This window comes from Micromonospora sp. NPDC005087, assembly GCF_042872965.1.
Taxonomy (GTDB): Bacteria; Actinomycetota; Actinomycetes; order Mycobacteriales; family Micromonosporaceae; genus Micromonospora.
In genome coordinates this window covers 1-24,393 of the sequence record NZ_JBIALB010000034.1, presented here as the reverse complement: position 1 = coordinate 24,393, position 24,393 = coordinate 1, and the positions used below count along the sequence as shown (strand labels likewise).

Genomic DNA, 24,393 nt, shown 5'->3' with positions numbered 1-24,393 from the left:
GGGTCGGGGCCGCCGCGCGACGGCCGGCCGGGTCAGCCGACCGCGCCCTCCATCTGGAGTTCGATCAGCCGGTTCAGCTCCAGGGCGTACTCCATGGGGAGTTCCTTGGCGATCGGCTCGATGAAGCCACGCACGATCATGGCCATCGCCTCGTCCTCGCTCAGGCCGCGGCTCATCAGGTAGAAGAGCTGGTCGTCACTGATCTTGGAGACGGTCGCCTCGTGCCCCATCGACACGTCGTCCTCGCGGATGTCGACGTACGGGTAGGTGTCCGAGCGGGAGATCGTGTCGACCAGCAGCGCGTCGCACTTGACCGTGCTCCGGCTGTGGTGCGAACCCTCCAGCACCTGCACCAGACCCCGGTACGAGGTGCGGCCGCCGCCCCGGGCGATCGACTTCGACACGATGGTCGAGGAGGTGTGCGGCGCAGCGTGCACCATCTTGGCGCCGGCGTCCTGGTGCTGGCCCTCGCCGGCCATGGCCACCGAGAGCACCTCGCCCTTGGCGTGCTCGCCGGTCATGTAGACCGCCGGGTACTTCATAGTCACCTTGGAGCCGATGTTGCCGTCGACCCACTCCATGGTCGCGCCCTCGTGGCACACGGCGCGCTTGGTGACCAGGTTGTAGACGTTGTTCGACCAGTTCTGGATGGTCGTGTAGCGGCAGCGCGCGTTCTTCTTGACGATGATCTCCACGACCGCGCTGTGCAGCGAGTCGGAGGAGTAGAGCGGCGCGGTGCATCCCTCGACGTAGTGCACGTACGCACCCTCGTCGACGATGATCAGCGTCCGCTCGAACTGGCCCATGTTCTCCGTGTTGATCCGGAAGTAGGCCTGCAGCGGGATCTCCACGTGCACACCCTTCGGCACGTAGATGAACGAGCCACCGGACCATACGGAGGTGTTCAGCGCGGCGAACTTGTTGTCGCCGACCGGAATCACCGTGCCGAAGTACTCCTTGAACACGTCCTCGTGCTCACGCAGCGCGGTGTCGGTGTCCAGGAAGAGGACGCCCTGCTCCTCAAGGTCCTCACGGATCTTGTGGTAGACGACCTCGGACTCGTACTGCGCCGCGACACCGGCGACCAGCCGCTGCTTCTCCGCCTCCGGGATGCCCAGCCGGTCGTAGGTGTTCTTGATGTCCTCGGGCAGGTCCTCCCAGCTGGTGGCCTGCTTCTCGGTGGACCGAACGAAGTACTTGATGTTGTCGAAGTCGATCCCGGTGAGGTCGGCGCCCCAGGCCGGCATCGGCTTGCGGCCGAACAGCCGGAGACCCTTCAGGCGCAGGTCGAGCATCCAGGCCGGCTCGTTCTTCTTCGCCGAGATGTCCCGCACCACCGCCTCGTTGATGCCGCGCTGGGCGACCGCCCCGGCGGCGTCCGGGTCGGACCAGCCGTACTCGTAGCGACCCAGAGCGGCGAGCTGCTCTTCCTGGGTCAGGGGCTGGACGATCTGCTCGGTCATCTATCTGTCCTCACAGTGGTGACGGGATTACCGGATTGGACGCGGCCCGGCTGGGTCGGAATGTGCGTGGTGCACACACCGTCGCCGTGCGCGATGGTGGCCAGGCGCTGTACGTGGGTGCCGACCAGACGGGAGATCACCGCGGTCTCGGCCTCGCACAGCTGAGGAAACTCGGCGGCCACGTGCGCCACCGGGCAGTGGTGCTGGCAGAGCTGGCCGCCGGAGGCGATCGTGGTCGCGTTGGCAGCGTAACCCTCGGCGGTGAGCGCTCCGGCGAGTGCCTCCGCCCGTGCGAGCGGGTCGTCGCCGGCGTCCTCCATGGCGGTCCGACAACGCGCCTCCAGGGCGGCCACCTGCTCGGTGGCGAACGCCTCGACCGCGCCCGAGCCGCCGCTGCGGGCGATCCAGCGCAACGCGGCGGTGGCCATGTTGTCGTAGTGGTGGGTGCCACAGCGGACCCGGGCGGCCTCGGTCAGCAGGAACACCTTGGCCGGACGCCCCCGACCGCGGCTGCCCTGCACGGTCTGCTCGCGGGCGACCACGTCACCGTCGGCGAGCATGGCGTCCAGATGCCGGCGGATCGCGGCGGGGCTGAGCCCGAGCGCCTCCCCGAGCTGCGCGGCGGTGGTGGCCCCCCGCTCCAGCAGCAGCTGGGTGACCCGGTCCCGGGTGGAGACCTCGGTCGGCGCGGTGCCGCTGAGCGCGGCTGACGTGGTCACGACCGGCGCGGACGCGCTCGCACCGACGGCCGGACCGGCCGTCGGCTGCTGCCCGGAGAGCGCCGCCACGTTTTTCACAACGCCAACGTTACGTAATTACCCGGAGGGTCGCAAACCCGGGCCCCGGTGATCCGAACCACCGACCTGGCGGAGTCGGACGAACCTCGATCACTACGGTGCGTAGGATTTGCGCCGTGAACCGATACGTCCGTCCGGTCTCCGGCACCCTGCTGCGCCGCCTCGCGCTCACCTCGATCATCGCGAACGTGGGCATCGTCGTCACCGGCGGGGCCGTCCGGTTGACCGCCTCGGGCCTCGGCTGCCCCACCTGGCCCCGGTGCACGGACGCGTCGTACGTCGCGACGTCGGAAATGGGCGGGCACGGCGTGATCGAGTTCGGCAACCGGATGCTGACCTTCGCGGTGGGCCTGATCGCGCTGGCCACCGTGCTGGCGGTGCTGGCACACCGGCCACGCCGGCCCGGTCTGCTGGCGCTGGCCGTCGCGGTCTTCCTGGGCATTCCCGCCCAGGCGGTGATCGGTGGTATCACCGTGCTCACCAACCTCAACCCGTGGGTGGTCGGGCTGCACTTCCTCGCCTCGATGGGGGTGATCGCCGCCGCGTACGCCCTCTGGCGGCGGATCGCCGACCCGGACGGGCCGACGGTGGCCGTGGTCCCGGCGCCGCTGCGCACCCTGGCCCGGGTCACCACGGGCGTCGGCGTCGCCGTGCTGGTCATCGGCACCTGGGTCACCGGCAGCGGCCCGCACGCCGGCGACCAGGGCGCGGCCCGCAACGGCCTGGACCCGGAGTCGATCTCCCAGGTGCACGCCGACAGCGTCTTCCTGCTGATCGGTCTCTCGGTGGCGCTGATCTTCGCGTTCCGCGCGGTCGGCGCACAGCGGGCCACCCGGGCCGCCGTCGTCCTGCTCGCGGTGGAGCTGGGTCAGGGCCTCATCGGTTTCGTGCAGTACTTCACCCACGTGCCGGCGATCCTGGTCGGCGAACACATGTTCGGCTCCTGCCTGGTGCTGCTGGCCACCCTCTCGGTGCAGTGGTCCACCCGCGAACGCCGCCCGGTCGCCCCCGCACCCCGGGCCACCACCCCCGCCGACACCGAAGCCGTCCCGGCCACCGCCTGAGCGCGCCCCGCGCCCCGCGCCCCGCGCCCCGCGCCAAGATCGTGCTCGTTCCTGGCTGTAGTGGTGTCGGCCGCGCGGGATGCCATGCCACTACATCCAGGATGTTGCGCGATCTTGCGGGCTGTAGGCCCGCCACGCGATCTTGCCGGCCGAAGCCCGCCACGCGTTGTCGGCTGTGGCCCCACCGTCCGGATATCGGACGCCGGGTGTTGCGTCGAGTGAAGCAGAGCAAAGGACGGCCGACCACCGTCGGCGGGTCGGTCCGCCCGACCCGAGATCCGCGCAACCTCAGAAGAGGCGTGGCGCACCGCGGCCACAACTTCATACGCAAGTTGCGCGGATCTCGGAGTGGGGACGCCCTGCGAAGGTCAGCCGCGGCGGGCCAGGTGGGTGGTGACGGCCTCGGCGAGGCGGTCGGGTGCGCCGTCGGCGTAGCCGATGAAGAGCGACGGCTCGGTCAGCTCGAGCTCGACCAGGACCGGCGCGCCGTCCGGGCCGGGGATCAGGTCGACCCGGGCGTAGAGCAGCTGAGCCGTGCCGCCCGGCACCACCGCCAGGGTCTTCTCCGCCACCGCCAGCTGTGCCGGGGCCGCGGTGCGGGCCGTGATCTCCTCGGCCTTGTAGAGCCCGTCCGGGCCGAGGTCCGGCCCGGTCAGCATCGGGCCCTTGCGGATCGCGTGGCTGAACGCGAGCCCGTCCGGACCGGCCAGGAAGAGCAGCGCCGTCTCGCCCTCGGTGTCGACCGCGGTCAGGTACGGCTGGATCATCGTCACCCGACCGGCGTCGGAGAGCCGGCGTACGTGCGCACCAGCGAGTTCCCGGTGTTCCGGGTCGGCCAGGTCGTACCGGCCGGTGTCCTGGCTGCCCGCGCTGACCGCCGGCTTGATCACGTACTCACCGGTGTCGGCCGGCGGCAGCCAGCTCTCCCCCGGCTCGACCCAGGACGTCGGCACGGTCGGCACACCGGCCGCGCTGAGCTCGGCGAGGTAGCGCTTGTCGGTGTTCCACCGCACCACGTCGGCCGGGTTGACCAACGCCGGTACGGAGGCGGCCCAGGCGACGAACTCGTCGCGGCGCAGCGCGTAGTCCCACGGTGAGCGGAGCACGATGAGGTCATAGGAGGACCAGTCGACGTCCGGGTCGTCCCAGACGACCGCCTCGGCGGCGATCCCCCGGGCGGCGAGCGGGGCGAGGACCAGCCGGTCGTCCGGGTCGAGGTCGACGAGGTCTGTGCAGGTCACGAGAGCGACCCGGGGTTCCCCCCGGGTCGACTGATAGTGGTTGGTCAATTCAGGTGTCTATCTCAGCGGGCCATCGTGCGCCGGGCCATCGACCGCCAGAGGTCGTTGCTCGGGCGCATCTGGTCCATCAGTTCACGCTCCCAGGCGTTCTCGACGGTGACTCCCGCCTTGGCGCACGCCTCCCGCGCGGTGACGGTGTCGTCGGCGAACTGGTCGCCCCACTCACCGTCGGTACCCACGAGGACGATTCGCGCGCCACGCTTGCCGACGTACTCGATGACCGCCTTCGCTCCGCCGTGTCCGGCGGCGAACGCCCTGAGGCCCGCGACCAGGCCGTGGGGCGCCTGCTCGCCGGCGGTCTGCTCGGCCGTCAGCGTCGTATCGGAACCATCTGCCATGACGCGAAGCCTAAGCAGAGTTGCACTCGGAAGGGCGAGAACCATGGAGCTTTTGTGATGCCAATTACCTACAAGTTTAAGGAATACCATAGGTTTGCTGTCCGGTTTTATCAGGACTTTTGCGCTCAAAGCACGTGGCTAAATCCGGACTCAAACCCCGCAGGTTGAGCCGATCTGACTCATGCTGAAAGTTACGCTGATGTGACGTTAAACCCGGACAACTCATCCATGGCCGTGATTAGTCGAAGAATGCCACCCTCACCTGCGGCCGAGGCCTGGCATCGGGCGGCGTGGGTCAGATCAGCGCGTCGACCGCGACGGCCACGAAGAGGATGGTCAGGTACGTCGTCGACCAGTGGAACAGCCGCATCGGCTTGACCGCCTCGCCGCGCGTCGCCCGCCGGCAGAGCCGGTGCGCCTCGACCAGGAAGATGGCGCCCACCACCAGGGTCGGTACGCCGTAGATCGCGCTGAGCCCCAGCGGCCAGACGGCGAGGGAGGTGAGCACGGTGAGCCAGGCGAAGATCAGGATCTCGGCGTTCACCCGGCGGGTGGAGGCCACCACCGGCAGCATCGGGATCCCGGCCCGGGCGTAGTCGTCCTTGTACTTCATGGCGAGCGGGTAGAAGTGCGGCATCTGCCAGAAGAAGACCACCGCGAACAGCCCCCAGGCGGCCGGCGCCAGCGAGCCGGTCACCGCCGCCCAACCGATCAGCACCGGCGCGGCCCCGCAGGCCCCGCCCCAGAAGGTGTTCGTCGGGGTGGAGCGCTTGAGCCACAGGGTGTAGACGAGGTCGTAGTACGCGATCGCGGCGAGGGTCAGCCCGGCGGCCAGCAGGTTGGTGAGCGCCGCCATGAGGACGACCGAGACCGCCGCCAGCACCAGACCGAAGATCAACGCGCTCCGCGGCGACACGGTGTGCGCCGGCAGCGGCCGACGCTTCGTACGCCGCATCAACTGGTCGATGTCCCGGTCGATGTAGCAGTTGAGCACGCTGGCCGCGCCCGCGGCGAGCGAGCCGCCGACCAGCACCACGGCCATCAGCCACAGCGACGGCAGACGGCCTTCGGCGAGCATCATCGTCGGAATGGTGGTGACCAGCAGCAACTCCACGATCCGCGGCTTGGTGAGCGCCACGTACGCCGAGAGGATCGCGCGCACGTCCCGCCGCGCCACCGGACCCTCGGCCGCCCGCGCCGGGGGGTGCCCGGCAGGGTTGCTCGCGGGGCGCTCGGTGATCATGCTCACGGATTGCCACCTTCCGGCATCGGCACGGGGAGATCGGATCGGCAGGACCCGCTCGGGTCCGCATCCGACCCACACACTACGCGTTGTCGTTTTGGCTGCCCGGCCGACCCGACAACGGTGCGGGCCGTCACACCACCGGGTCGAACGACGCGACGCGCCGCAACGTACCGAACACCATGCAGAGATCCCCGGGCGGACGTTTAGGAACGCTCGATAGGGTCACCAGTGAGGGTTCCGCCCATCTGCCGAGGAGCACAACCATCGTGGCTGCCAACCGACCCGAGCACTCCGCACTCAACTGGTCCGACCTCGACCGCCGGGCCGTCGACACCGTCCGTGTGCTGGCCATGGATGCCGTGGAGAAATCCGGCAATGGCCACCCGGGCACCGCGATGAGCCTGGCGCCCGCGGCGTACCTGCTCTTCAACCGGGTCATGCGGCACAACCCGGCCGACCCGAACTGGCCCGGCCGGGACCGGTTCGTGCTGTCCGCCGGGCACTCCAGCCTGACGCTCTACATCCAGTTGTTCCTCTCCGGCTACCCGATGAGCCTGTCCGACCTGCAGTCGCTGCGGCAGTGGGGCTCGCTCACCCCGGGTCACCCCGAGCACGGGCACATCCCGGGCGTGGAGACCACCACCGGTCCCCTCGGGCAGGGCCTGGGCAACGCGGTCGGCATGGCCATGGCGGCCCGCCGCGAGCGCGGCCTGTTCGACCCGGAGACCGAGCCCGGCGCGTCCGTCTTCGACCACGACATCTGGTGCATCGTCTCGGACGGTGACATCGAGGAGGGCATCAGCCACGAGGCCAGCGCCCTCGCCGGGCACCAGCAGCTGGGCAACCTCACGGTGATCTACGACGACAACGAGATCTCGATCGAGGACGACACCCGGATCGCCAAGAGCGAGGACGTGGCCGCCCGCTACGAGGCGTACGGCTGGCACGTGCAGACGGTCGACTGGCGCATCGGCGACGCCGACCAGGGCGACTACCACGAGGACGCGGAGGCGCTCTACCAGGCGCTGCTGGCCGCCAAGGCGGAGACCGGGCGTCCCTCCTTCATCGCGCTGCGCACCATCATCGGCTGGCCCGCGCCCAACAAGCAGAACACCGGCAAGATCCACGGTTCGGCGCTCGGCGCCGACGAGGTGAAAGCCACCAAGCGGATCCTCGGCTTCGACCCGGACAAGACCTTCGACGTCGACGAGGAGGTGCTCGGCAACGCCCGGAAGGTGATGGCCCGCGGCTCCGCGGACCAGGAGCAGTGGACCACCGCGTTCGACGCCTGGAAGGCGGCGAACCCGGAGCGCACGGCGCTCTACGAGCGGATGGCCGGCCGGGTGCTGCCCGAGGGCTGGGCCGACGCGCTGCCCACCTTCCCCGCCGACGCCAAGGGCCTGGCCACCCGGGCCGCCTCCGGCAAGGTGCTGGAGGCGCTCGCGCCGGTGCTGCCGGAGCTGTGGGGCGGCTCGGCCGACCTGGCCGAGAGCAACAACACCACCATGAAGGGCGAGCCGTCCTTCATCCCGGCCACGCACGCCACCAAGGACTTCCCGGGCCACGAGTACGGCCGCACGCTGCACTTCGGCATCCGCGAGCACGCCATGGGAGCGATCCTCAACGGCATCGCCCTGCACGGCGGCACCCGCCCGTACGGCGGCACCTTCCTGGTGTTCAGCGACTACATGCGCCCCTCGGTGCGGCTGGCCGCGCTGATGAAGCTGCCGGTGACCTACGTCTGGACGCACGACTCGATCGGTCTCGGCGAGGACGGTCCGACCCACCAGCCGGTGGAGCACATGACCGCCCTGCGCGCCATCCCCGGCCTGGACGTGGTCCGCCCGGCCGACGCCAACGAGACCGCCTGGGCCTGGCGGCTGGCGCTGGAGCACACCGACCGCCCCACCGCGCTGGCGCTGAGCCGCCAGACGCTGCCGACGCTGGACCGCGACGTCCTGGGCGGCGCGGACGGGGTGGCCAAGGGCGGCTACGTGCTGGCCGAGGCGTCCAACGGCAAGCCGCAGGTGATCATCGTCGGCACCGGCTCCGAGGTGCAGCTCTGCCTGACCGCCCGGGAGCGCCTGGAGGCCGACGGCACGCCCACCCGGGTGGTTTCGATGCCCTGCCAGGAGTGGTTCTACGAGCAGGACGAGGCGTACCGGGAGTCGGTGCTCCCACGCGGGGTAAAGGCACGGGTGAGCGTGGAGGCGGGCATCGCGATGTCCTGGCGCGGCGTCGTCGGCGACCTCGGCGAGAGCGTCAGCCTGGAGCACTACGGGGCGAGCGCCCCGCACACCGTGCTCTTCGAGCAGTTCGGGTTCACCGGTGACCGGATCGTGGCGGCGGCACACGCCTCGCTGGCCCGGGTGGGCGACATCACCGGTTTCACTACCGGCAACTGAGGGGAGCGTGGACGGCATGACGGACAGGCTGAGTGAGCTCACCGCCACGGGTGTGGCGGTGTGGCTGGACGATATTTCCCGGGTACGCCTGAGCTCCGGCGGGCTGGACCAGCTGCGGCGGGAGAAGCGCGTCGTCGGTGTCACCACCAACCCGACAATCTTCGCGAAGGCGCTGAGCGACGCAGACGAGTACAACTGGCAGCTGCGCGACCTCGCCGCCCGTGGGGTGGACGTCGAGGAGGCCGTGCGCATGCTCACCACGTACGACGTGCGGTGGGCCTGCGACGTGATGCGCCCGGCGCACGACCAGAGCGCCGGCGTCGACGGCCGGGTCTCCATCGAGGTGGACCCACGGTTGGCGCACGAGAGCGACCGGACGGTCGCCGAGGCCAAGGCGCTGTGGTGGCTGGTCGACCGGCCCAACCTCTTCATCAAGATCCCGGCCACCGAGGCGGGCCTCCCGGCGATCACCGCCACGCTGGCCGAGGGGATCAGCGTCAACGTGACCCTGATCTTCGGTCTGGACCGCTACTCCGCGGTGATGGAGGCGTTCCTGGCCGGCCTGGAGCAGGCCAAGGCGAACGGTCACGACCTTTCCACCATCGGGTCCGTGGCGTCCTTCTTCGTCTCCCGTGTCGACTCCGAGGTCGACAAGAGGCTCGAGAAGATCGGCTCCGATCCGGCGAAGGCGGTCAAGGGCAAGGCGGCCGTCGCCAACGCCCAGCTGGCGTACGAGCGCTACGGCGAGGTGTTCTCCTCCGACCGTTGGCAGGCGCTCGCCGACGCCGGCGCGCACCCCCAGCGCCCCCTGTGGGCCTCCACCTCGACGAAGAACCCGGACTACCGGGACGTCATCTACGTCGAGGAGCTGATCGCGCCCGGAACGGTCAACACCATGCCGGAGGCGGTCATCCACGCGTACGCCGACCACGGTGAGACCCACGGCGACACCATCACCGGCTCCTACGACGCGGCCCGCAAGGTCTTCACCGAGCTGGAGTCGGTCGGGGTGGACATGGCCGACGTGATCGCCACCCTGGAGCGCGAGGGCGTGGAGAAGTTCGCGACCAGCTGGCAGGAGCTGATCGACGGCGTCCGCAAGTCGCTGGACGCGGCGGCTAAGGGCAGGGGTGCGCCGAACAAGGCCGCCAAGGGCAACGCCAAGGCCGCCGAGAAGGCCGGTGGTAACGCATGAGCGACCTGCTGGCCGGGCCTGTGGAGGCCGCAGCCGGGCTCGCCGTGTACGGCGCGGACGCGGTCGACAAGTCCGCGCCCGCCTCGACCCGCGACGCGCTGATCAAGTCCGGCGTCGCGGGCAAGCTGGCGGCCAAGGACCCGAGCCTGTGGGGGCCGGACGCCGAAGCCGAGGCGAAGATCCGGCTGGGCTGGGTGGACACCCACCGGCGTAGCCGGGAGCTGCTGGCACAGCTGGCCGAGTTGACCGCGGAGCTGGCCGACCTGGACCACGTGGTGCTCGCCGGCATGGGCGGCTCGTCGCTGGCCCCCGAGGTGATCGCCCGCACCATGGGTCGGCCGCTGACGGTGCTGGACACGACCGACCCGGGCCAGGTCCGGGCGGCGCTGGGTGACCGGCTGGAGCGCACCGTGGTGGTGGTGGCCAGCAAGTCCGGCTCGACGGTGGAGACGGACAGCCACCGACGCGCCTACTGGCAGGCGTTCCTGGACGCCGGGATGACCGAGGCGGAGGCCGGTCGGCACTTCGTCATCGTCACCGACCCCGGCTCGCCGCTGGAGGCCACCGCCACCGAGATGGGCGCGTTCACCGTGCTGGCCGACCCGAACGTGGGCGGCCGGTACTCGGCGCTGACCGCGTTCGGGCTGGTGCCCTCGGCGCTGGCCGGGGTCGAGGTGGCGGAGCTGATCGACCAGGCCGACGCGTTGGCCGCGTCGCTCGCCGGGGATCGGGACAACCCGGCCCTCGCGCTGGGCGCCGCGCTGGGCGCCGCCGCAACGCTGGCCCAGGACAAGGTCGCACTGATCTCCGACGGCACCGGCATCGAGGGGTTCGGCGACTGGGCCGAGCAGTTGATCGCCGAGTCGACCGGCAAGGCCGGGGTGGGCATCCTGCCGGTGGTCGTCGAGTCTCCACGGAGCGCCGGCGCCACCGGCCCGGACGTGCTGACCGTCAGCTACGGCGGCGCACTGGCCCCCGGTGACACGCCGGGCGGCGGAGCCGACCCGGACGTGGCGGTCAACGGCCCACTCGGCGCGCAGTTCCTGGCCTGGGAGTACGCGACCGCGGTGGCCGGGGTGGTGCTCGGCATCGACCCGTTCAACCAGCCGAACGTCACCGAGTCCAAGGAGAACACCAACAAGATCCTGGCCTCGGGCCTGCCGGCGGAGACGCCGTCGTTCACCGAGGGCGCGATCGAGGTGTACGCGCCGCAGGGCGCCCCCGGTGACCTGTCCGGCGTACTGCGCTGGCTGCTCGACGGGATGGGCGACGACGGCTACCTGGCGGTGATGGCGTACCTGGACCGGTTCGCCGACGCGGACGCGGGCCGGCTGCGTTCGCTGCTGGCCGAAGCGGCCGGCCGGCCGGTCACCTTCGGTTGGGGACCACGGTTCCTGCACTCCACCGGCCAGTACCACAAGGGCGGCCCGCAGGTGGGCAGCTACCTCCAGGTGACCGGCGCGGTCGCCGAGGACCTGCCGGTGCCGGGCAAGCCGTACACCTTCGGCGAGTTGCAGGCGGCGCAGGCCGCCGGTGACCGGCAGGCCCTCGTGGGCCGGGAGCGGCCGCTCCTGCGGCTGCACCTGACCGACCGGGCCGCCGGCGTCGCCCAACTGCTCGACGCGGCCGGTGAGCTGCGGGCGTGAGGATGGACGACGTGACGCAAGCGGAGCGAGGAGGCGGCGTGAACCCGCTGCGCGACCCGCAGGACCGCCGGCTGCCCCGGATCCCCGAGCCGTGCGCTCTGGTGATCTTCGGGGTGACCGGCGACCTGGCCCGCAAGAAGCTGCTCCCGGCGGTCTACGACCTGGCCAACCGGGGGCTGCTCCCGCCTGGTTTCGTGGTGCTCGGCTTCGCCCGCCGCGACTGGGGTGACGGCGACTTCGAGACGCTGGCCTGCGAGGCGGCACGCAAGCACGCGCGTACTCCGTGGCGGGACGAGGTGTGGGCACGGCTGGCCGGCAACATCAAGTTCGTCGGCGGGTCGTTCGACGACGACGCCGCCTTCGACCAGCTCGCCACGACGCTGGACGAGCTGCGGCAGAGCCACGGCATCACCGGCAACGCGGCGTTCTACTTCTCCATCCCCCCGCCCGCTTTCCCGGTCGTGCTCAAGCAACTGGCCCGCACCGGGATGGCCGACAACGAGAAGTCCGGCGGCTGGCGCCGGGTGGTGGTGGAGAAGCCGTTCGGCAACGACCTGCCCTCGGCGAAGGCGCTCAACGACCTGGTCGACGACGTCTTCACCCGCCAGGACGTCTTCCGCATCGACCACTACCTGGGCAAGGAGACGGTCCAGAACATTCTCGCCCTGCGGTTCGCCAACAACCTGTTCGAGCCGCTGTGGAACTCCAAGTACGTCGACTCGGTGCAGATCACCATGGCCGAGGACGTCGGCATCGGCAGCCGCGCGGGCTTCTACGACACCGTCGGCACCGCCCGCGACGTACTCCAGAACCACCTGCTCCAGCTCCTGGCCCTGGTGGCGATGGAGGAGCCGACCAGCTTCGACGCCGACGAGATCCGGACCGAGAAGCTGAAGGTGCTCAGGGCGATCACCCTGCCCAAGGACGTGGCCCGGGACACCGTGCGCGGCCAGTACCTGCCGGGGTGGGTCGGCGGTGAGCGCGCGGTCGGCTACCTGGAGGAGCAGGGCGTTCCCTCCGACTCCACCACCGAGACGTACGTGGCGGTGCGGCTCGGCATCCAGAACCGCCGCTGGGCCGAGGTGCCGTTCTACATCCGGGCCGGCAAGCGGCTGCCCCGGCGGGTCACCGAGGTCGCCATCATGTTCAAGAAGGCGCCGCACCTGCCGTTCAACGACGCCGACATGGAGTCGCTGGGCAACAACCAGCTGGTCATCCGGGTCCAGCCGGACGAGGGCGTGGTGCTCAAGTTCGGCTCGAAGGTGCCGGGCACCACGATGGAGGTCCGCGACATCGCGATGGACTTCCAGTACGGCGAGGCGTTCACCGAGTCCAGCCCGGAGGCGTACGAGCGGCTGGTGCTGGACGTGCTGATCGGCGACCGCACGCTCTTCCCGGACGCGGCGGAGGTCGAGCAGAGCTGGCAGGTGATCGACCCGCTGGAGCACGCCTGGGAGGGCACCACGCCGGAGCCGTACCGCTCCGGCGAGTGGGGGCCGCGGGCAGCCGACGAGATGCTGGCCCACGAGGGCCGCGCCTGGCGGCGAGCGTGAGCGAGCGCGGCGAGCGAACCGGCAGGGACAGCAGCGGGGCGCTCGCGCCGCCGCGAAGCGGTGGTGTGAGCGCGGGCAGCGAGCGAACCAGGAGGCTCCAGTGATCGGGCTGTGGGACACCACCGGCAACGAGGTGGTCAAGGCGCTCGCCGCCGAGCGGCGCAGCGCCGGCGGGGTGGCCAGCGGCATGGCGCTCACCCTCATCGTGGTGGTGGACGAGAAGCGGGTCCGGGAGGCGGAGGCGGCGGCGACGATCGCGGCGGCCGCCCACCCGTGCCGGCTGGTGGTGGTGGTCCGCTCCGAGATCGAGCGGGACCGCAACCGGCTGGACGCGGAGATCGTGGTCGGTGGCCGGCTCGGCCCGTGCGAGGCGGTGGTCACCCGGATGTACGGACGGCTGGCCCTGCACGCCGAGTCGGTCGTGATGCCGCTGCTGGTCCCGGACGTGCCGGTGGTCACCTGGTGGCACGGCGAGCCGCCGGCCGAGGTCGCCACCGACTTCCTCGGCGTGGTCGCCGACCGGCGGATCACCGACACGGCGCAAGCCACCGACCCGGTGGAGGCGCTGCGGCAGCGGGCCCGGGACTACGCCCCGGGCGACACCGATCTGGCGTGGACCCGGATCACCCCGTGGCGGAGCCTGGTCGCCGGGGCGTTCGACACCACCGAGGCGCGGGTCACCGAGGCGACCATCGTGGCGCCGCCCAGCGACCCGACGGCGGAGCTGATGGCCGGTTGGCTTGGCAGCCGGCTCGGCATCACCCCACGCCGGGTGGCCAGCGACGAGTTCCCGCGGATGCGTGAGGTGGAGCTGACCTGCGCCAACGGCGACCACCTGACGTTGACCCGCGAGGACAGCATGGCGGTGTTCCGGCGGACCGGCCAGGAAGACCGGGCCCTGCCGCTGGTGCGTCGGCCGCTCGGTGACGAGCTCGCCGAGGAGCTGCGCCGGCTGGACGCCGACCAGGTGTACGCGGAGGCGTTGGGCGCCACCGCCGGGCTGCGCGGCCTGGAGCAGCGCCCACCGCAGCGGGTGCACGTCTGGAAGGATCCGGCCACCGCCCAGCGCGCCGAGGCCGGGGTCACCGCGCACGCCGGCACGAGCGGCGAGCGCTGAGCCCGCCGGCGTCCGGGGCACCACATCGGGCAGGGTCCGGTGACCCTGAGGTCCCTGCCTCCGGGGCACTCCGCCCCGCCACATCCGGGCACCGGCCCGGGCACGACGCGACAGCGACCGCCCCGCGGTCGGGAAACGAAGGCACAACCAATGAGTGAGGCGACTGTCGCCGTCCACGCCGACGCCGATCTGCTGGCGCAGGCCGTGGCGGCCCGGCTGCTGGTGAAGCTGCTCGACGCCCAGGCCGACCGGGGCGAGGCCTCGGTGGTGCTCACCGGCGGGCGGATCGCCGCGGCCGTGTACCGGGCGGTGGCACACCTGCCGGCCCGCGACGCGGTGGACTGGTCCCGGGTCGACGTGTGGTGGGGCGACGAGCGGTTCCTGCCCGCCGGCGACCCGGAGCGCAACGAGACCCAGGCCCGCGCCGCCCTGCTGGACGTGGTGCCGCTGAACCCGGCCCGGGTGCACCCGATGCCCGCCTCCGACGGCCCGGCCGGCAACGACCCCGAGGCGGCTGCCGCCGCGTACGCGGAGGAGCTGGCGCGCGCCGCCCGACCCGGGCACGCCGTGCTGCCGCACTTCGACGTGCTGATGCTGGGCGTCGGGGAGGACGGACACGTTGCCTCGATCTTCCCCGAGCACCCGGTGCACTACGAGAGCCGGCCGTGCAGCGCGGTGCGGGGCAGCCCGAAGCCGCCGCCGGTGCGGACCACCCTCACCCTGTCGACGATCAACACCGCCGAGGAGGTCTGGCTGGTGGCTGGCGGCGCGGACAAGGCGCGGGCGGTGGGCATGGCGCTGGCCGGGGCCGGACCGGTGCAGTTACCGGCCGCCGGGGTGCACGGCGTGGACCGTACCCGCTGGCTGCTGGACCGGGCGGCGGCCGCCGACGTGCCCGCCCGCCTGCGCAGCCTGCGCTGACCGCTGCGCACCCCGCGCTGAAAGGAAGGGTCCCTTATTAACGCGTAGCGTTAATAAGGGACCCTTCCTTTCATTCGCCCCTGCGGCGGCGCAGCGCGGCGAGCGCCTCGGCCAGCAGCGCCTCGCCCTCCTCGGCGGTACGCCGCTCCTTCACGTACGCCAGGTGGCTCTTGTACGGCTCGGCGCGGGCCCGCCCGGGCGGGTTCTGCGCGTCCTGCCCGGCGGGTAGACCGCAGCGGGGACAGTCCCACAGCGGCGGCGCCACGGCGTCCGCGGCGATCCGGATGCTGGTCCGGTGGTCGTTGCGGCACCAGTAGGTGACGTCCTGTCGGGGGGCGGGAGGGTGTCGCTCGTCCGGACGGACGGGTGCGGACCCGATCCGGGCGCCGCGGATGACATTGCCACTCGGCACGGCTGCTCGCTCCTGTCGTCGGAGGGACCCGCCGTCTTCAGGGGTGGGCGGCGGGCGACGCGGTGCAGCGGAGAAAAGCCTGCGCGCGGCCCGTCTGGTGACGGACCGCGCGCAGATTGTACGACTTACGGGCCTGCTCAGGCGCCGCTGTTCATCTGGAGGCGGAGCCAGAGCCCCAGCCCGATGATGGCGGCGAACCAGACGACACTCACCAGAACGGTGTAGCGGTCCAGGTTCTTCTCCGCCACCGAAGAGCCGGCGAGGCTGGAGCTGACGCCACCGCCGAACATGCTCGACAGACCGCCGCCCTTGCCACGGTGCAGCAGGATGAGCAAGGTGAGCAGGACGCTCGTGATGATCAGCAACACGATCAACGTGTATGCGAACCAGATCGGCATGGCTGGGGTCAGTCCTCTCGTAGCGATCCTCGCCCGGTCTGATCGGGCACGGCGGCACCGACCGGCGGACGGGCGGGGTCAAGGATACCGAGCGATCAGCGGGCGATGTGCTCCGGGAACCGGCAGATCTGCGCGAATTCCTCCGCGTCCAGGCTGGCGCCACCCACCAGGCCCCCGTCCACGTCCGTCTGGGCCATGATCGTGGCGATGTTGGACGCCTTGACCGAGCCGCCGTAGAGGACCCGGACCTGGTCCGCGGTGTCCTGGCCGAAGCGCTCCACCAGCCGCTGGCGGACCGCGCCGCAGACCTCCTGGGCGTCCCCCGGCGTCGCGGTCTTGCCGGTACCGATCGCCCAGACCGGCTCGTACGCGATCACCACCTGCCGCACCTGCTCGGGGGTGAGCCCGGCGAGGCCACCGTCGAGCTGGTCGGAGCAGTGCGCCACGTGCCCGCCCTGCTCGCGAACGTCCAGCCCCTCCCCCACGCAGAGGATCGGGGTCAGGCCGTGCGCCAGCGCCGCCTTCACCTTGGCGTTGACCAGCGCGTCGTCCTCGTGGTGGTAGGCCCGCCGCTCGGAGTGCCCGACGACGACGTACGAGCACCCGAGCTTGGCCAGCATCGCGCCCGAGATCTCCCCGGTGTACGCGCCCGACGCGTGCGGCGAGAGGTCCTGCGCGCCGTACCCGATGAGCAGCTTGTCCCCGTCCACCGCCGTCTGCACGGTGCGCAGATCGGTGAAGGGCGGCAGGACGACCGTCTCGACCTCGGTGAGCTGCTTCTCGGTGAGGCTCGCGGCCAGCTTCTGCACCAGCAGGTTGGCCTCGAGGTGGTTGAGGTTCATCTTCCAGTTGCCGGCCATCAGTGGCCGGCGGGCGGTGCTCGCCATTCAGTTCTCCAGGGCCGCGATGCCGGGGAGGGTCTTGCCCTCGAGGTATTCCAGGGAGGCGCCGCCGCCGGTGGAGATGTGCCCGAAGGACGTCTCGTCGAGGCCCAGCGCACGGACCGCCGCCGCCGAGTCGCCGCCACCGACGACGCTGAACGCGTCGGCCTTGGTGATCGCCTCGGCGACCCCCCGGGTGCCCGCCGCGAACGCCGGCATCTCGAACACGCCCATCGGGCCGTTCCAGAAGACCGTCTTCGCCTGGGACAGCGCGGCGGCGAAGCCGGCCACCGTCTCCGGGCCGATGTCCAGACCCAGCCGGTGGCTCGGGATGCCGTCGACGCGGACCGTGTCGTGCGTGGCGTCCGGGGCGAACGCGTCCGCGACCACCACGTCGACCGGGAGCATGATCTTGCCTGCGGCCCGCTCCAGCAGGTTGCCGCAGGTCTCGACCATGTCCTTCTCCAGCAGCGAGGTGCCCACCTCCAGGCCCTGGGCCTTGAGGAAGGTGAAGCACATGCCGCCGCCGATGAGCAGCCGGTCGACCGTGGGCAGCAGAGCCTCGATCACCGCCAGCTTGTCGGAGACCTTGGACCCGCCGAGCACCACCACGTACGGCCGCGCGGGGTCGCTGGTGAGCGTGGAGAGCACCTCCACCTCGCGCAGCACCAGCCGGCCGGCCACGTGCGGCAGCCGGGCCGGCACGTCGTACACGCTGGCGTGCTTGCGGTGCACGGCGCCGAACGCGTCGTCGACGTACGCGTCGCCGAACGCGGCGAGCTGATCGGCGAAAGCGCCCCGCTCGGCGTCGTCCTTGCTGGTCTCACCCGCGTTGAAGCGCAGGTTCTCCAGAAGGGCGACCTGGCCGTCGGCCAGGCCCGCGACGGTGGAGCGGGCGGAGTCGCCGACCGTGTCGGTGGCGAAGTGCACCGGCGCGCCGAGCAGCTCACCGAGCCGCCCGGCGACCGAGCGGAGGCTGAACTGCTGGTCCGGCGTGCCCTTCGGACGACCCAGGTGCGAGCAGACGACCACCTTGGCACCGGCCTCGACCAGCGCGCCGAGGGTCGGCAGCACCGCGCGGATGCGCCCATCGTCGCTGATGGCGCCGGTCTGCTTGTCGAGCGGGACGTTCAGGTCGGCGCGCACCAGCACGCGCCGACCCGACACCCCCTCGGCGAGCAGGTCGTCGAGGGTACGGATGCTCACAGCGACGAACCCACCAGCTTGACCAGGTCGACCAGGCGGTTGGAGTAGCCCCACTCGTTGTCGTACCAGCCGACGACCTTGACCTGGTTGCCGACCACCTTGGTCAGCGGCGCGTCGAAGATGCACGACGCCGGGTCGGTGACGATGTCGGTGGAGACGATCGGGTCCTCGTTGTAGACCAGGATGCCCTTGAGCGGGCCGTCCGCGGCGGCCTTGAGCGCGGCGTTGACCTCGTCCACGGTGGTCTCGCGACCCACGTTGACGGTGAGGTCGGTGACCGAGCCGGTCGGGATCGGCACCCGCAGGGCGTACCCGTCGAGCTTGCCCTTGAGGTCCGGCAGCACCAGGCCGATCGCCTTGGCGGCGCCGGTGGAGGTCGGCACGATGTTGAGCGCGGCGGCCCGGGCCCGGCGGAGGTCCTTGTGCGGGGCGTCCTGGAGGTTCTGGTCCTGGGTGTACGCGTGGATCGTCGTCATCAGACCGTGCTGGATGCCGAACGTGTCGTGCAGGACCTTCGCCATCGGGGCGAGGCAGTTGGTGGTGCACGAAGCGTTGGAGATGATGGTGTGCTTCGCCGGGTCGTAGGTGTCCTGGTTGACGCCCATGACGACCGTGACGTCCTCGTTCTTCGCCGGGGCGGAGATGATGACCTTCTTGGCCCCGCCGGCGACGTGCGCCTTGGCCTTGGTGGCGTCGGTGAAGAAGCCGGTCGACTCGATGACGACGTCGGCGCCGACCTCGCCCCACGGCAGCGACGCCGGGTCCTTCTCGGCGTACGCCTTGATGGTCTTGCCACCGACGGTGATCTCGTCGGCGGTCGCCTTGACCTCGTACGGCAGGCGACCCAGGATGCTGTCGTACTTGAGCAGGTGGGCGAGCGTGGCGTTGTCGGTCAGGTCGTTCACCGCCACAACCTCGATGTCGGCGTCGGACGCCAGCACTGCCCGGAAGAAGTTACGGCCGATCCGGCCGAAGCCGTTGATGCCAACCCGGATGGTCACAGGTCCCATCTCCTCGCGTTCTGGTCCGCCGGCTTCAGACAACGGGCCGGCGGAGTGGTGTGCGCCGACCGTTGGAGCCGGCCGTTGACGGTTCATCTCGGCCACCCCGCCGCGGTCTGAGGACCTGACCGCCCGAGGCGGTGGGCACGACGAGGAGTGCCTGTGTCGGCCCCCTTGCCGTACGCAGCGACCATATCCGAGCGTGCGCGGCCACGCTGCGCCGGGTGGTGTTCCCGGGCGCACCGTGCGGCCCCACCGTCCTATCAGACCACGAGCATGTCGGGCGTGACGGCCGCTTCGGTATCCGGGATGCCGAGGTCCCGGGCCCGCTTGTCGGCCAGCGCCAGCAGCCGGCGGATCCGCCCGGCGATGGCGTCCTTGGTCAGCGGAGGCTCGGCCAGCGCGCCCAGCTCCTCCAGCGACGCCTGCCGGTGCTCCAGGCGCAGCCGGCCAGCGTCGGTCAGGTGGTTGGGCGCCTCGTCGGCGAGGATCTCCAGCGCCCGGGTCACCCGGGCGGCGGCGGCCACCGCGGCGCGCGCCGAGCGGCGCAGGTTGGCGTCGTCGAAGTTGGCCAGCCGGTTGGCGGTGGCCCGTACCTCGCGGCGGACCCGGCGCTCCTCCCAGGCCAGCACGCTGGAGTGCGCGCCGATCCGGGTGAGCAGCGCGGCGATGGCGTCACCGTCCTTGACCACCACCCGGTCCACCCCGCGCACCTCGCGGTTCTTGGCGGTGATCCCGATCCGACGGGCCGCGCCGACCAGCGCCAGCGCCGACTCCGGCCCCGGACAGGTGATCTCCAGGGCGCTGGACCGGCCGGGCTCGGTGAGCGAGCCGTGCGCCATGAAGGCGCCCCGCCAGGCGGAGACCGCGCAGCAGACGTTTGCCGCCACCACGTGCGGGGGCAGCCCGCGTACCGGCCGGCCGCGTACGTCCAGCAGGCCGGTCTGCCGGGCCAGGGCCTCGCCGTCCTTGACCACGCGGACGATGAAGTGGCTGCCCTTGCGCAGGCCGCCGGAGGCCAGCACGTGGATCTCACTGGGGTACCCGTAGACCTCAGCGATCTCCCGGCGCAGCCGTCGGGCCACCGCCCCGGTGTCCAGCTCCGCCTCCACCACCACGCGGCCGGAGACGATGTGCAGGCCCCCGGCGAAGCGCAGCAGTGCGGCCATCTCCGCCCGCCGACAGCAGGGCTTGGGCACGTCGACCCGACTCAGCTCGTCCTTGACCGCGGCCGTCATCGCCATTGTGCGTCCCCTCACGGACCGGTTCCGGCGTGTCGCCGGAGATTACGTACGTGTCTAACGATCGGCACCCAGGACAGGCACCAGCGCGGCGCCCAGGGCAGCCGGATCATGGCGGGGAGTGCCGTCGATGACGGCGACGGGGGCGAGGACCAGGCGGGCACCCAGCGATTCTGCCGCACGTTCGACCGGTTCGGGGTCACCCACCGCCTTGGCGTCGGCCAGCACAAGATCCACCTTGAGCTCGGGAAGGTACCAGTGCAGCGCCGCGAGGTGGTCGGCGACGGAGAGCCCGAGGGTCTCCTTCTCCGCGGCGAGGTTCAGGGTGACCAGTCGCCGGGCCGGGCTGGACACGATCGCGTCGGCCAGCTGCGGCACCAGCAGGTGCGGTAGCACGCTGGTGTACCAGCTGCCCGGCCCGAAGATCAGCCAGTCCGCCGCGCCGATCGCGGCCAGCGCCTCGGCGCAGGCCGCCGGGGCGGTCGGGCTGAGCCGCAGCGACTCGACCCGCCCGGTGGTGACCGCCACCTGGTGCTGGCCGCGCACGGTGCGCACCTCGTCCGGCGCGGCCGGGTCGGCGCCCCGCACCCGGGCCTCGATGCCCACCGGTTCGCGGGACATGGGCAGTACCCGGCCGACCGCGCCGAGCATGGCGCCGGCGTGCTCCAGCGCGGCCACCGGGTCACCGAGCAGCTCCATCAGGCCGCAGAGCACCAGGTTGCCGACCGCGTGCCCGGCCAGCCCGTCGGCCCGGGCCGCCGCCCGGCCGGCGCCACCGTCCGGACCGCCCGCCGCCGGGTCCGCGCCGGTCGCCGCGTCGGCGGGCGCGGCGGCGAAGCGGTGCTGGAACAGCCCGGCGCTGCGCCGCGTGGCGGGATGGTCCCCGGCCAGCGCGACCAGCGCCTGCCGCAGGTCACCGGGGGGCAGGCCACCCCGCTCGGCGCGCAGCCGGCCGCTGGAGCCACCGTCGTCGCCGACGGTGACCACGGCGGTGATGTCCAGATCAAGTTCGGGGGCGCAGTGGCGCAGCGCGCGCAGTGAGGCGGAGAGGCCGTGCCCACCGCCGAACGCCACCACCCGGCGGGCCGTCATTCCCGCCCCAGGTCGCGGTGCTGGGCGTTGGCCGCCAACCCGGACTGGCGCAACCGGCCGGCCAGCTCCTCGGCGATGGCGACGCTGCGGTGCTTGCCGCCGGTGCAGCCCACGGCGACCGTCAGATACCGCTTGCCCTCCCGCTCGAAGCCGGCCGTGGTGGCGTTGACCAGGTCGGCGTACGAGGCGACGAAGGCGTCGGCGCCCTCCTGGCCCAGCACGTACGCGCTGACCGCCTCCTCCCGCCCGGTGTGCTCGCGCAGCTCCGGCACCCAGTACGGGTTGGGCAGGAACCGGGCGTCCAGCACGAAATCGGCGTCCGGTGGCAGGCCGTACTTGAAGCCGAACGACAGCACGGTGACCCGCAGCCGGCGGGCGTCCTCGCCGCCGAACAGCTCCTCGATGCGTCGGCGGAGCTGGTTGACGTTCAGGTGGCTGGTGTCGATGATCACGTCGGCCTGGTCGCGAGCCTCCTCGAGCAGCCCACGCTCCACGGCGATGCCGTCGGCCAGCCGCCCGTCGCCCTGCAACGGGTGCGAACGCCGGACGCTCTCGAACCGCCGGATCAGCACCTCGTCGTCGGCGTCGACGAAGACCACCCGGGGTGAGAAGCCGCGCTCCTTGAGCTCCCGGATCGCCCCGGCCAGGTCCGTGGAGAAGGCGCGCGAGCGTACGTCCAGCACCATCGCGGTACGCCGGGCAGCGCCGCCGGCCTTGAACGCCAGCTCGGCCATGTCGAGCATCAGCGCCTGCGGCAGGTTGTCCACCACGTAGTACCCGACGTTCTCCAACGCCCGGGCGACCGTGCTGCGGCCGCCGCCGGACAGCCCGGTGACCACCACGAGTGTGGTCTCCGACTCGGCCGTCGGCGGCCCGTCGATGGCCTCCGGGACGTCGATCCGGTCACTGGCTGTGCGCGCCTCGCTCACCCGTACCCCCAAGCCGTGGCGCCGCGGCCGCCATCGGCCGCGATTGGTCAATCAGCGACTCTATCCCGCCGCCCGGCCCAGGTCGGGCACCCGTCACCGGTCGGCCCGGCCCGGCCCGGTCACCCATCTCTCCGGGTGCGCCGGGCGTGCGCTGTCGGGGTGGGCTCGTAGACTCCGCGGATGGCTTCCCCCACCGACCTGCGTACCGAGGACGCGCTGCCGGTGCTGCGCCGGGTGTTCGGCTACGACGCCTTCCGCGGTTTTCAGCAGGAGGTGATCGACCACGTGGTGGCCGGCGGTGACGCGCTGGTGTTGATGCCCACCGGCGGCGGCAAGTCGCTCTGCTACCAGATCCCGGCGCTGGTCCGTGACGGCGTCGCGGTCGTCGTGTCCCCGCTGATCGCCCTGATGCAGGACCAGGTGGACGCGCTCACCGCGGTCGGTGTGCGGGCCGGCTTCCTCAACTCGACCCAGACTCTCGACGCCCGGCGCCGGGTCGAGGCGGCCTTCCTCGCCGGCGAGCTGGATCTGCTCTACCTGGCGCCGGAGGCGCTCGGCGTGCGGTCCACCCTCGCCCTGCTCGACCGGGGCAGGCTCGGGCTCTTCGCGATCGACGAGGCGCACTGCGTGTCCCAGTGGGGGCACGACTTCCGCCCCGACTACCTGGCGCTGTCGATGCTGCACGAGCGGTGGCCGGAGGTGCCCCGGATCGCGCTCACCGCCACCGCGACCAGCGCCACCCGCACCGAGATCGCCAGCCGGCTCAAGCTCGACGACGCCCGCCACTTCGTGGCCAGCTTCGACCGGCCCAACATCCAGTACCGGATCGTGCCCAAGCGCGAGCCACGCAAGCAGTTGCTGACCCTGCTGCGCGATGAGCACCCCGGCGACGCGGGGATCGTCTACTGCCTGTCCCGGGCCTCGGTGGACAAGACGGCCGAGTTCCTCACCGCCAACGGGATCGCCGCGCTGCCCTACCACGCCGGCCTGGACGCGGCCACCCGCGCCGCCAACCAGCAGCGCTTCCTGCGCGAGGACGGCCTGGTGATGGTGGCCACCATCGCCTTCGGCATGGGCATCGACAAGCCCGACGTCCGGTTCGTCGCGCACCTCGACCTGCCCAAGTCGGTCGAGGGCTACTACCAGGAGACCGGCCGCGCCGGCCGGGACGGGCTGCCGTCCACGGCCTGGCTGGCGTACGGGCTCCAAGACGTGGTCCAGCAGCGCAAGATGATCGAGACGTCCGACGGCGACCTCGCGCACCGCCGCAACCTCGCCGCGCACCTGGACGCGATGCTCGCGCTCTGCGAGACGGTGCGCTGCCGGCGCGTCCAGCTGCTCGAATACTTCGGCGAGCCGGCGACCGCCGCCTGCGGCAACTGCGACACCTGCCTCAGCCCGCCGGAGTCCTGGGACGGCACGGTCGCCGCGCAGAAGTTGCTCTCCACCGTCTTTCGTCTCGACCGCGAGCGCAACCAGCGGTTTGGCGCCGGGCAGTGCATCGACATCCTGCTCGGCAAGCAGACCGACAAGATCAGCCAGCACGGCCACGACGCGCTCACCGTCTTCGGCATCGGCACCGAGCTGAGCGAAGCGGAGTGGCGGGGCGTGGTCCGGCAGCTGCTCGCCGAGGGGCTGCTCGCCGTGGAGGGCGACTACGGCACGTTGGCGCTGACCGAGGCGAGCGCCGAGGTGCTGGGGCGCCGGCGCACCGTCACGATGCGCCGCGAGCCGGAGAAGCCGGCGTCGAGCCGGTCGACGAAGCCGCGCGGCGCGGCCACCGTGGTCGCGGACCTGGGCCCGGCCGCCACGGCGGTCTTCGAGCGGCTGCGCGGCTGGCGGGCGGCCACCGCAAAGGAGCAGGGCGTCCCGGCGTACGTGATCTTCCACGACGCCACGCTGCGACAGATCGCGAGCAACGCGCCTGGCTCGCTGGCCGATCTGTCCCGGGTCAGCGGGGTCGGCGAGAACAAGCTCGCCAAGTACGGCGAGCAGATCCTGGCGGTCCTCGCCGCCGACACCGCCCCGGCCTGACGTCGAGCTGGGCATGACGAAAGGGCCGGACCCTGGTTGGGGTCCGGCCCTTGTCATCGTGGTTGGGTCAGCTGGTGGCGTAGCCGCGGGTGGCGATCCAGTCGGCGAGGTGCTCGACGGTGACCTCGTAGGAGGCGGTGTTCGCATCGGCGG

General features: G+C 71.6%; 21 protein-coding genes. 8 read left to right on the top strand and 13 right to left on the bottom strand.

The window, feature by feature from the left end; all coding sequences use genetic code 11:
- Nucleotides 1-32: 32 nt before the first annotated feature.
- Both sufB and ACFYPS_RS34470 read right to left on the bottom strand, forming a co-directional pair.
- Nucleotides 33-1,463: a Fe-S cluster assembly protein SufB gene (gene sufB / locus ACFYPS_RS34475; RefSeq protein WP_074312771.1), complete on the bottom strand. Its 1,431-nt coding sequence runs from the start codon at nucleotides 1,461-1,463 to the stop codon at nucleotides 33-35.
- Complete coding sequence (locus ACFYPS_RS34470; RefSeq protein WP_387330360.1) at nucleotides 1,460-2,260, bottom strand: helix-turn-helix transcriptional regulator; 801 nt, start codon at nucleotides 2,258-2,260, stop codon at nucleotides 1,460-1,462. The genes sufB and ACFYPS_RS34470 overlap by 4 nt, the downstream gene beginning before the upstream one ends.
- Before the next feature lie 98 nt (nucleotides 2,261-2,358).
- Between ACFYPS_RS34470 and ACFYPS_RS34465 the strand changes: the two genes are divergently transcribed.
- On the top strand, nucleotides 2,359-3,324 hold the full coding sequence (locus ACFYPS_RS34465; RefSeq protein ID WP_354968149.1) for a COX15/CtaA family protein: 966 nt from the start codon (nucleotides 2,359-2,361) through the stop codon (nucleotides 3,322-3,324).
- A gap of 368 nt (nucleotides 3,325-3,692) precedes the next feature.
- Here ACFYPS_RS34465 and ACFYPS_RS34460 read toward each other — a convergent pair whose 3' ends face one another.
- From ACFYPS_RS34460 to ACFYPS_RS34450, 3 genes are all read right to left on the bottom strand, one after another.
- A complete protein-coding gene (locus ACFYPS_RS34460) occupies nucleotides 3,693-4,613 on the bottom strand; it encodes a hypothetical protein (RefSeq protein ID WP_354968150.1) in 921 nt (306 codons plus the stop codon).
- 14 nt (nucleotides 4,614-4,627) lie between these two features.
- Nucleotides 4,628-4,963, bottom strand: a complete 336-nt coding sequence (locus ACFYPS_RS34455) for a hypothetical protein (RefSeq protein ID WP_089019865.1) — start codon at nucleotides 4,961-4,963, stop codon at nucleotides 4,628-4,630.
- A gap of 295 nt (nucleotides 4,964-5,258) precedes the next feature.
- The gene (locus tag ACFYPS_RS34450; RefSeq protein WP_354968151.1) at nucleotides 5,259-6,212 is read right to left on the bottom strand and encodes a heme o synthase; all 954 of its coding nucleotides are present in this window, start codon (nucleotides 6,210-6,212) and stop codon (nucleotides 5,259-5,261) included.
- 263 nt (nucleotides 6,213-6,475) lie between these two features.
- Here ACFYPS_RS34450 and tkt point away from each other — a divergent pair, with 263 nt between their 5' ends.
- From tkt to pgl, 6 genes are all read left to right on the top strand, one after another.
- Complete coding sequence (tkt, locus tag ACFYPS_RS34445; protein WP_354968152.1) at nucleotides 6,476-8,614, top strand: transketolase; 2,139 nt, start codon at nucleotides 6,476-6,478, stop codon at nucleotides 8,612-8,614.
- Between the two features lie 16 nt (nucleotides 8,615-8,630).
- Nucleotides 8,631-9,809, top strand: a complete 1,179-nt coding sequence (tal, locus tag ACFYPS_RS34440; RefSeq protein WP_354968153.1) for a transaldolase — start codon at nucleotides 8,631-8,633, stop codon at nucleotides 9,807-9,809.
- A complete protein-coding gene (locus ACFYPS_RS34435) occupies nucleotides 9,806-11,455 on the top strand; it encodes a glucose-6-phosphate isomerase (protein ID WP_354968154.1) in 1,650 nt (549 codons plus the stop codon). Before tal ends, ACFYPS_RS34435 begins: the two co-directional genes overlap by 4 nt.
- Before the next feature lie 2 nt (nucleotides 11,456-11,457).
- Nucleotides 11,458-13,008, top strand: coding sequence for a glucose-6-phosphate dehydrogenase (gene zwf / locus ACFYPS_RS34430; RefSeq protein ID WP_354968167.1), 1,551 nt, complete (start codon nucleotides 11,458-11,460; stop codon nucleotides 13,006-13,008).
- Nucleotides 13,009-13,108: 100 nt separating this feature from the next.
- Nucleotides 13,109-14,125: a glucose-6-phosphate dehydrogenase assembly protein OpcA gene (locus tag ACFYPS_RS34425; RefSeq protein ID WP_354968155.1), complete on the top strand. Its 1,017-nt coding sequence runs from the start codon at nucleotides 13,109-13,111 to the stop codon at nucleotides 14,123-14,125.
- Nucleotides 14,126-14,275: 150 nt separating this feature from the next.
- A complete protein-coding gene (gene pgl / locus ACFYPS_RS34420; protein WP_354968156.1) occupies nucleotides 14,276-15,046 on the top strand; it encodes a 6-phosphogluconolactonase in 771 nt (256 codons plus the stop codon).
- A 70-nt stretch (nucleotides 15,047-15,116) separates the two neighbouring features.
- On the opposite strand, the gene ACFYPS_RS34415 is transcribed toward pgl, so the two are convergent.
- The 8 genes from ACFYPS_RS34415 to rapZ form a co-directional block, all read right to left on the bottom strand.
- Nucleotides 15,117-15,458 (bottom strand): RNA polymerase-binding protein RbpA, encoded by a 342-nt coding sequence (locus ACFYPS_RS34415; RefSeq protein ID WP_210918114.1) that lies wholly within the window; start codon nucleotides 15,456-15,458, stop codon nucleotides 15,117-15,119.
- A 137-nt stretch (nucleotides 15,459-15,595) separates the two neighbouring features.
- Nucleotides 15,596-15,856, bottom strand: coding sequence for a preprotein translocase subunit SecG (gene secG, locus ACFYPS_RS34410; protein ID WP_089019857.1), 261 nt, complete (start codon nucleotides 15,854-15,856; stop codon nucleotides 15,596-15,598).
- Between the two features lie 95 nt (nucleotides 15,857-15,951).
- Entirely contained in the window at nucleotides 15,952-16,743 is a 792-nt protein-coding gene (tpiA, locus tag ACFYPS_RS34405; protein ID WP_354968157.1) for a triose-phosphate isomerase, read from the bottom strand.
- The gene (locus ACFYPS_RS34400; protein WP_354968158.1) at nucleotides 16,744-17,943 is read right to left on the bottom strand and encodes a phosphoglycerate kinase; all 1,200 of its coding nucleotides are present in this window, start codon (nucleotides 17,941-17,943) and stop codon (nucleotides 16,744-16,746) included. It abuts the gene before it with no gap.
- Complete coding sequence (gene gap / locus ACFYPS_RS34395) at nucleotides 17,940-18,944, bottom strand: type I glyceraldehyde-3-phosphate dehydrogenase (RefSeq protein ID WP_354968159.1); 1,005 nt, start codon at nucleotides 18,942-18,944, stop codon at nucleotides 17,940-17,942. The genes ACFYPS_RS34400 and gap overlap by 4 nt, the downstream gene beginning before the upstream one ends.
- Nucleotides 18,945-19,207: 263 nt before the next feature.
- Nucleotides 19,208-20,188 carry a DNA-binding protein WhiA gene (gene whiA / locus ACFYPS_RS34390; protein ID WP_074312802.1) on the bottom strand — a complete coding sequence of 327 codons (981 nt, stop codon included), beginning with the start codon at nucleotides 20,186-20,188 and terminating at the stop codon, nucleotides 19,208-19,210.
- A 54-nt stretch (nucleotides 20,189-20,242) separates the two neighbouring features.
- On the bottom strand, nucleotides 20,243-21,277 hold the full coding sequence (locus ACFYPS_RS34385) for a 2-phospho-L-lactate transferase CofD family protein (protein ID WP_354968160.1): 1,035 nt from the start codon (nucleotides 21,275-21,277) through the stop codon (nucleotides 20,243-20,245).
- The gene (rapZ, locus tag ACFYPS_RS34380) at nucleotides 21,274-22,158 is read right to left on the bottom strand and encodes an RNase adapter RapZ (RefSeq protein WP_387330371.1); all 885 of its coding nucleotides are present in this window, start codon (nucleotides 22,156-22,158) and stop codon (nucleotides 21,274-21,276) included. Before rapZ ends, ACFYPS_RS34385 begins: the two co-directional genes overlap by 4 nt.
- A 228-nt stretch (nucleotides 22,159-22,386) precedes the next feature.
- On the opposite strand from rapZ, the gene recQ reads away from it, so the two are divergent.
- Entirely contained in the window at nucleotides 22,387-24,240 is a 1,854-nt protein-coding gene (recQ, locus tag ACFYPS_RS34375) for a DNA helicase RecQ (RefSeq protein ID WP_354968161.1), read from the top strand.
- Nucleotides 24,241-24,393: the final 153 nt, after the last annotated feature.

What these genes read in the sequence shown, in the direction of transcription:
- sufB (WP_074312771.1), bottom strand. Translation starts at nt 1,463, where the DNA reads ATGACCGAGCAGATCGTCCAGCCCCTGACCCAGGAAGAGCAGCTCGCC.
- ACFYPS_RS34455 (WP_089019865.1), bottom strand. Translation starts at nt 4,963, where the DNA reads ATGGCAGATGGTTCCGATACGACGCTGACGGCCGAGCAGACCGCCGGC.
- tal (WP_354968153.1), top strand. Translation starts at nt 8,631, where the DNA reads ATGACGGACAGGCTGAGTGAGCTCACCGCCACGGGTGTGGCGGTGTGG.
- ACFYPS_RS34435 (WP_354968154.1), top strand. Translation starts at nt 9,806, where the DNA reads ATGAGCGACCTGCTGGCCGGGCCTGTGGAGGCCGCAGCCGGGCTCGCC.
- zwf (WP_354968167.1), top strand. Translation starts at nt 11,458, where the DNA reads ATGGACGACGTGACGCAAGCGGAGCGAGGAGGCGGCGTGAACCCGCTG.
- pgl (WP_354968156.1), top strand. Translation starts at nt 14,276, where the DNA reads ATGAGTGAGGCGACTGTCGCCGTCCACGCCGACGCCGATCTGCTGGCG.
- secG (WP_089019857.1), bottom strand. Translation starts at nt 15,856, where the DNA reads ATGCCGATCTGGTTCGCATACACGTTGATCGTGTTGCTGATCATCACG.
- tpiA (WP_354968157.1), bottom strand. Translation starts at nt 16,743, where the DNA reads ATGGCGAGCACCGCCCGCCGGCCACTGATGGCCGGCAACTGGAAGATG.
- whiA (WP_074312802.1), bottom strand. Translation starts at nt 20,188, where the DNA reads ATGGCGATGACGGCCGCGGTCAAGGACGAGCTGAGTCGGGTCGACGTG.
- ACFYPS_RS34385 (WP_354968160.1), bottom strand. Translation starts at nt 21,277, where the DNA reads ATGACGGCCCGCCGGGTGGTGGCGTTCGGCGGTGGGCACGGCCTCTCC.
- recQ (WP_354968161.1), top strand. Translation starts at nt 22,387, where the DNA reads ATGGCTTCCCCCACCGACCTGCGTACCGAGGACGCGCTGCCGGTGCTG.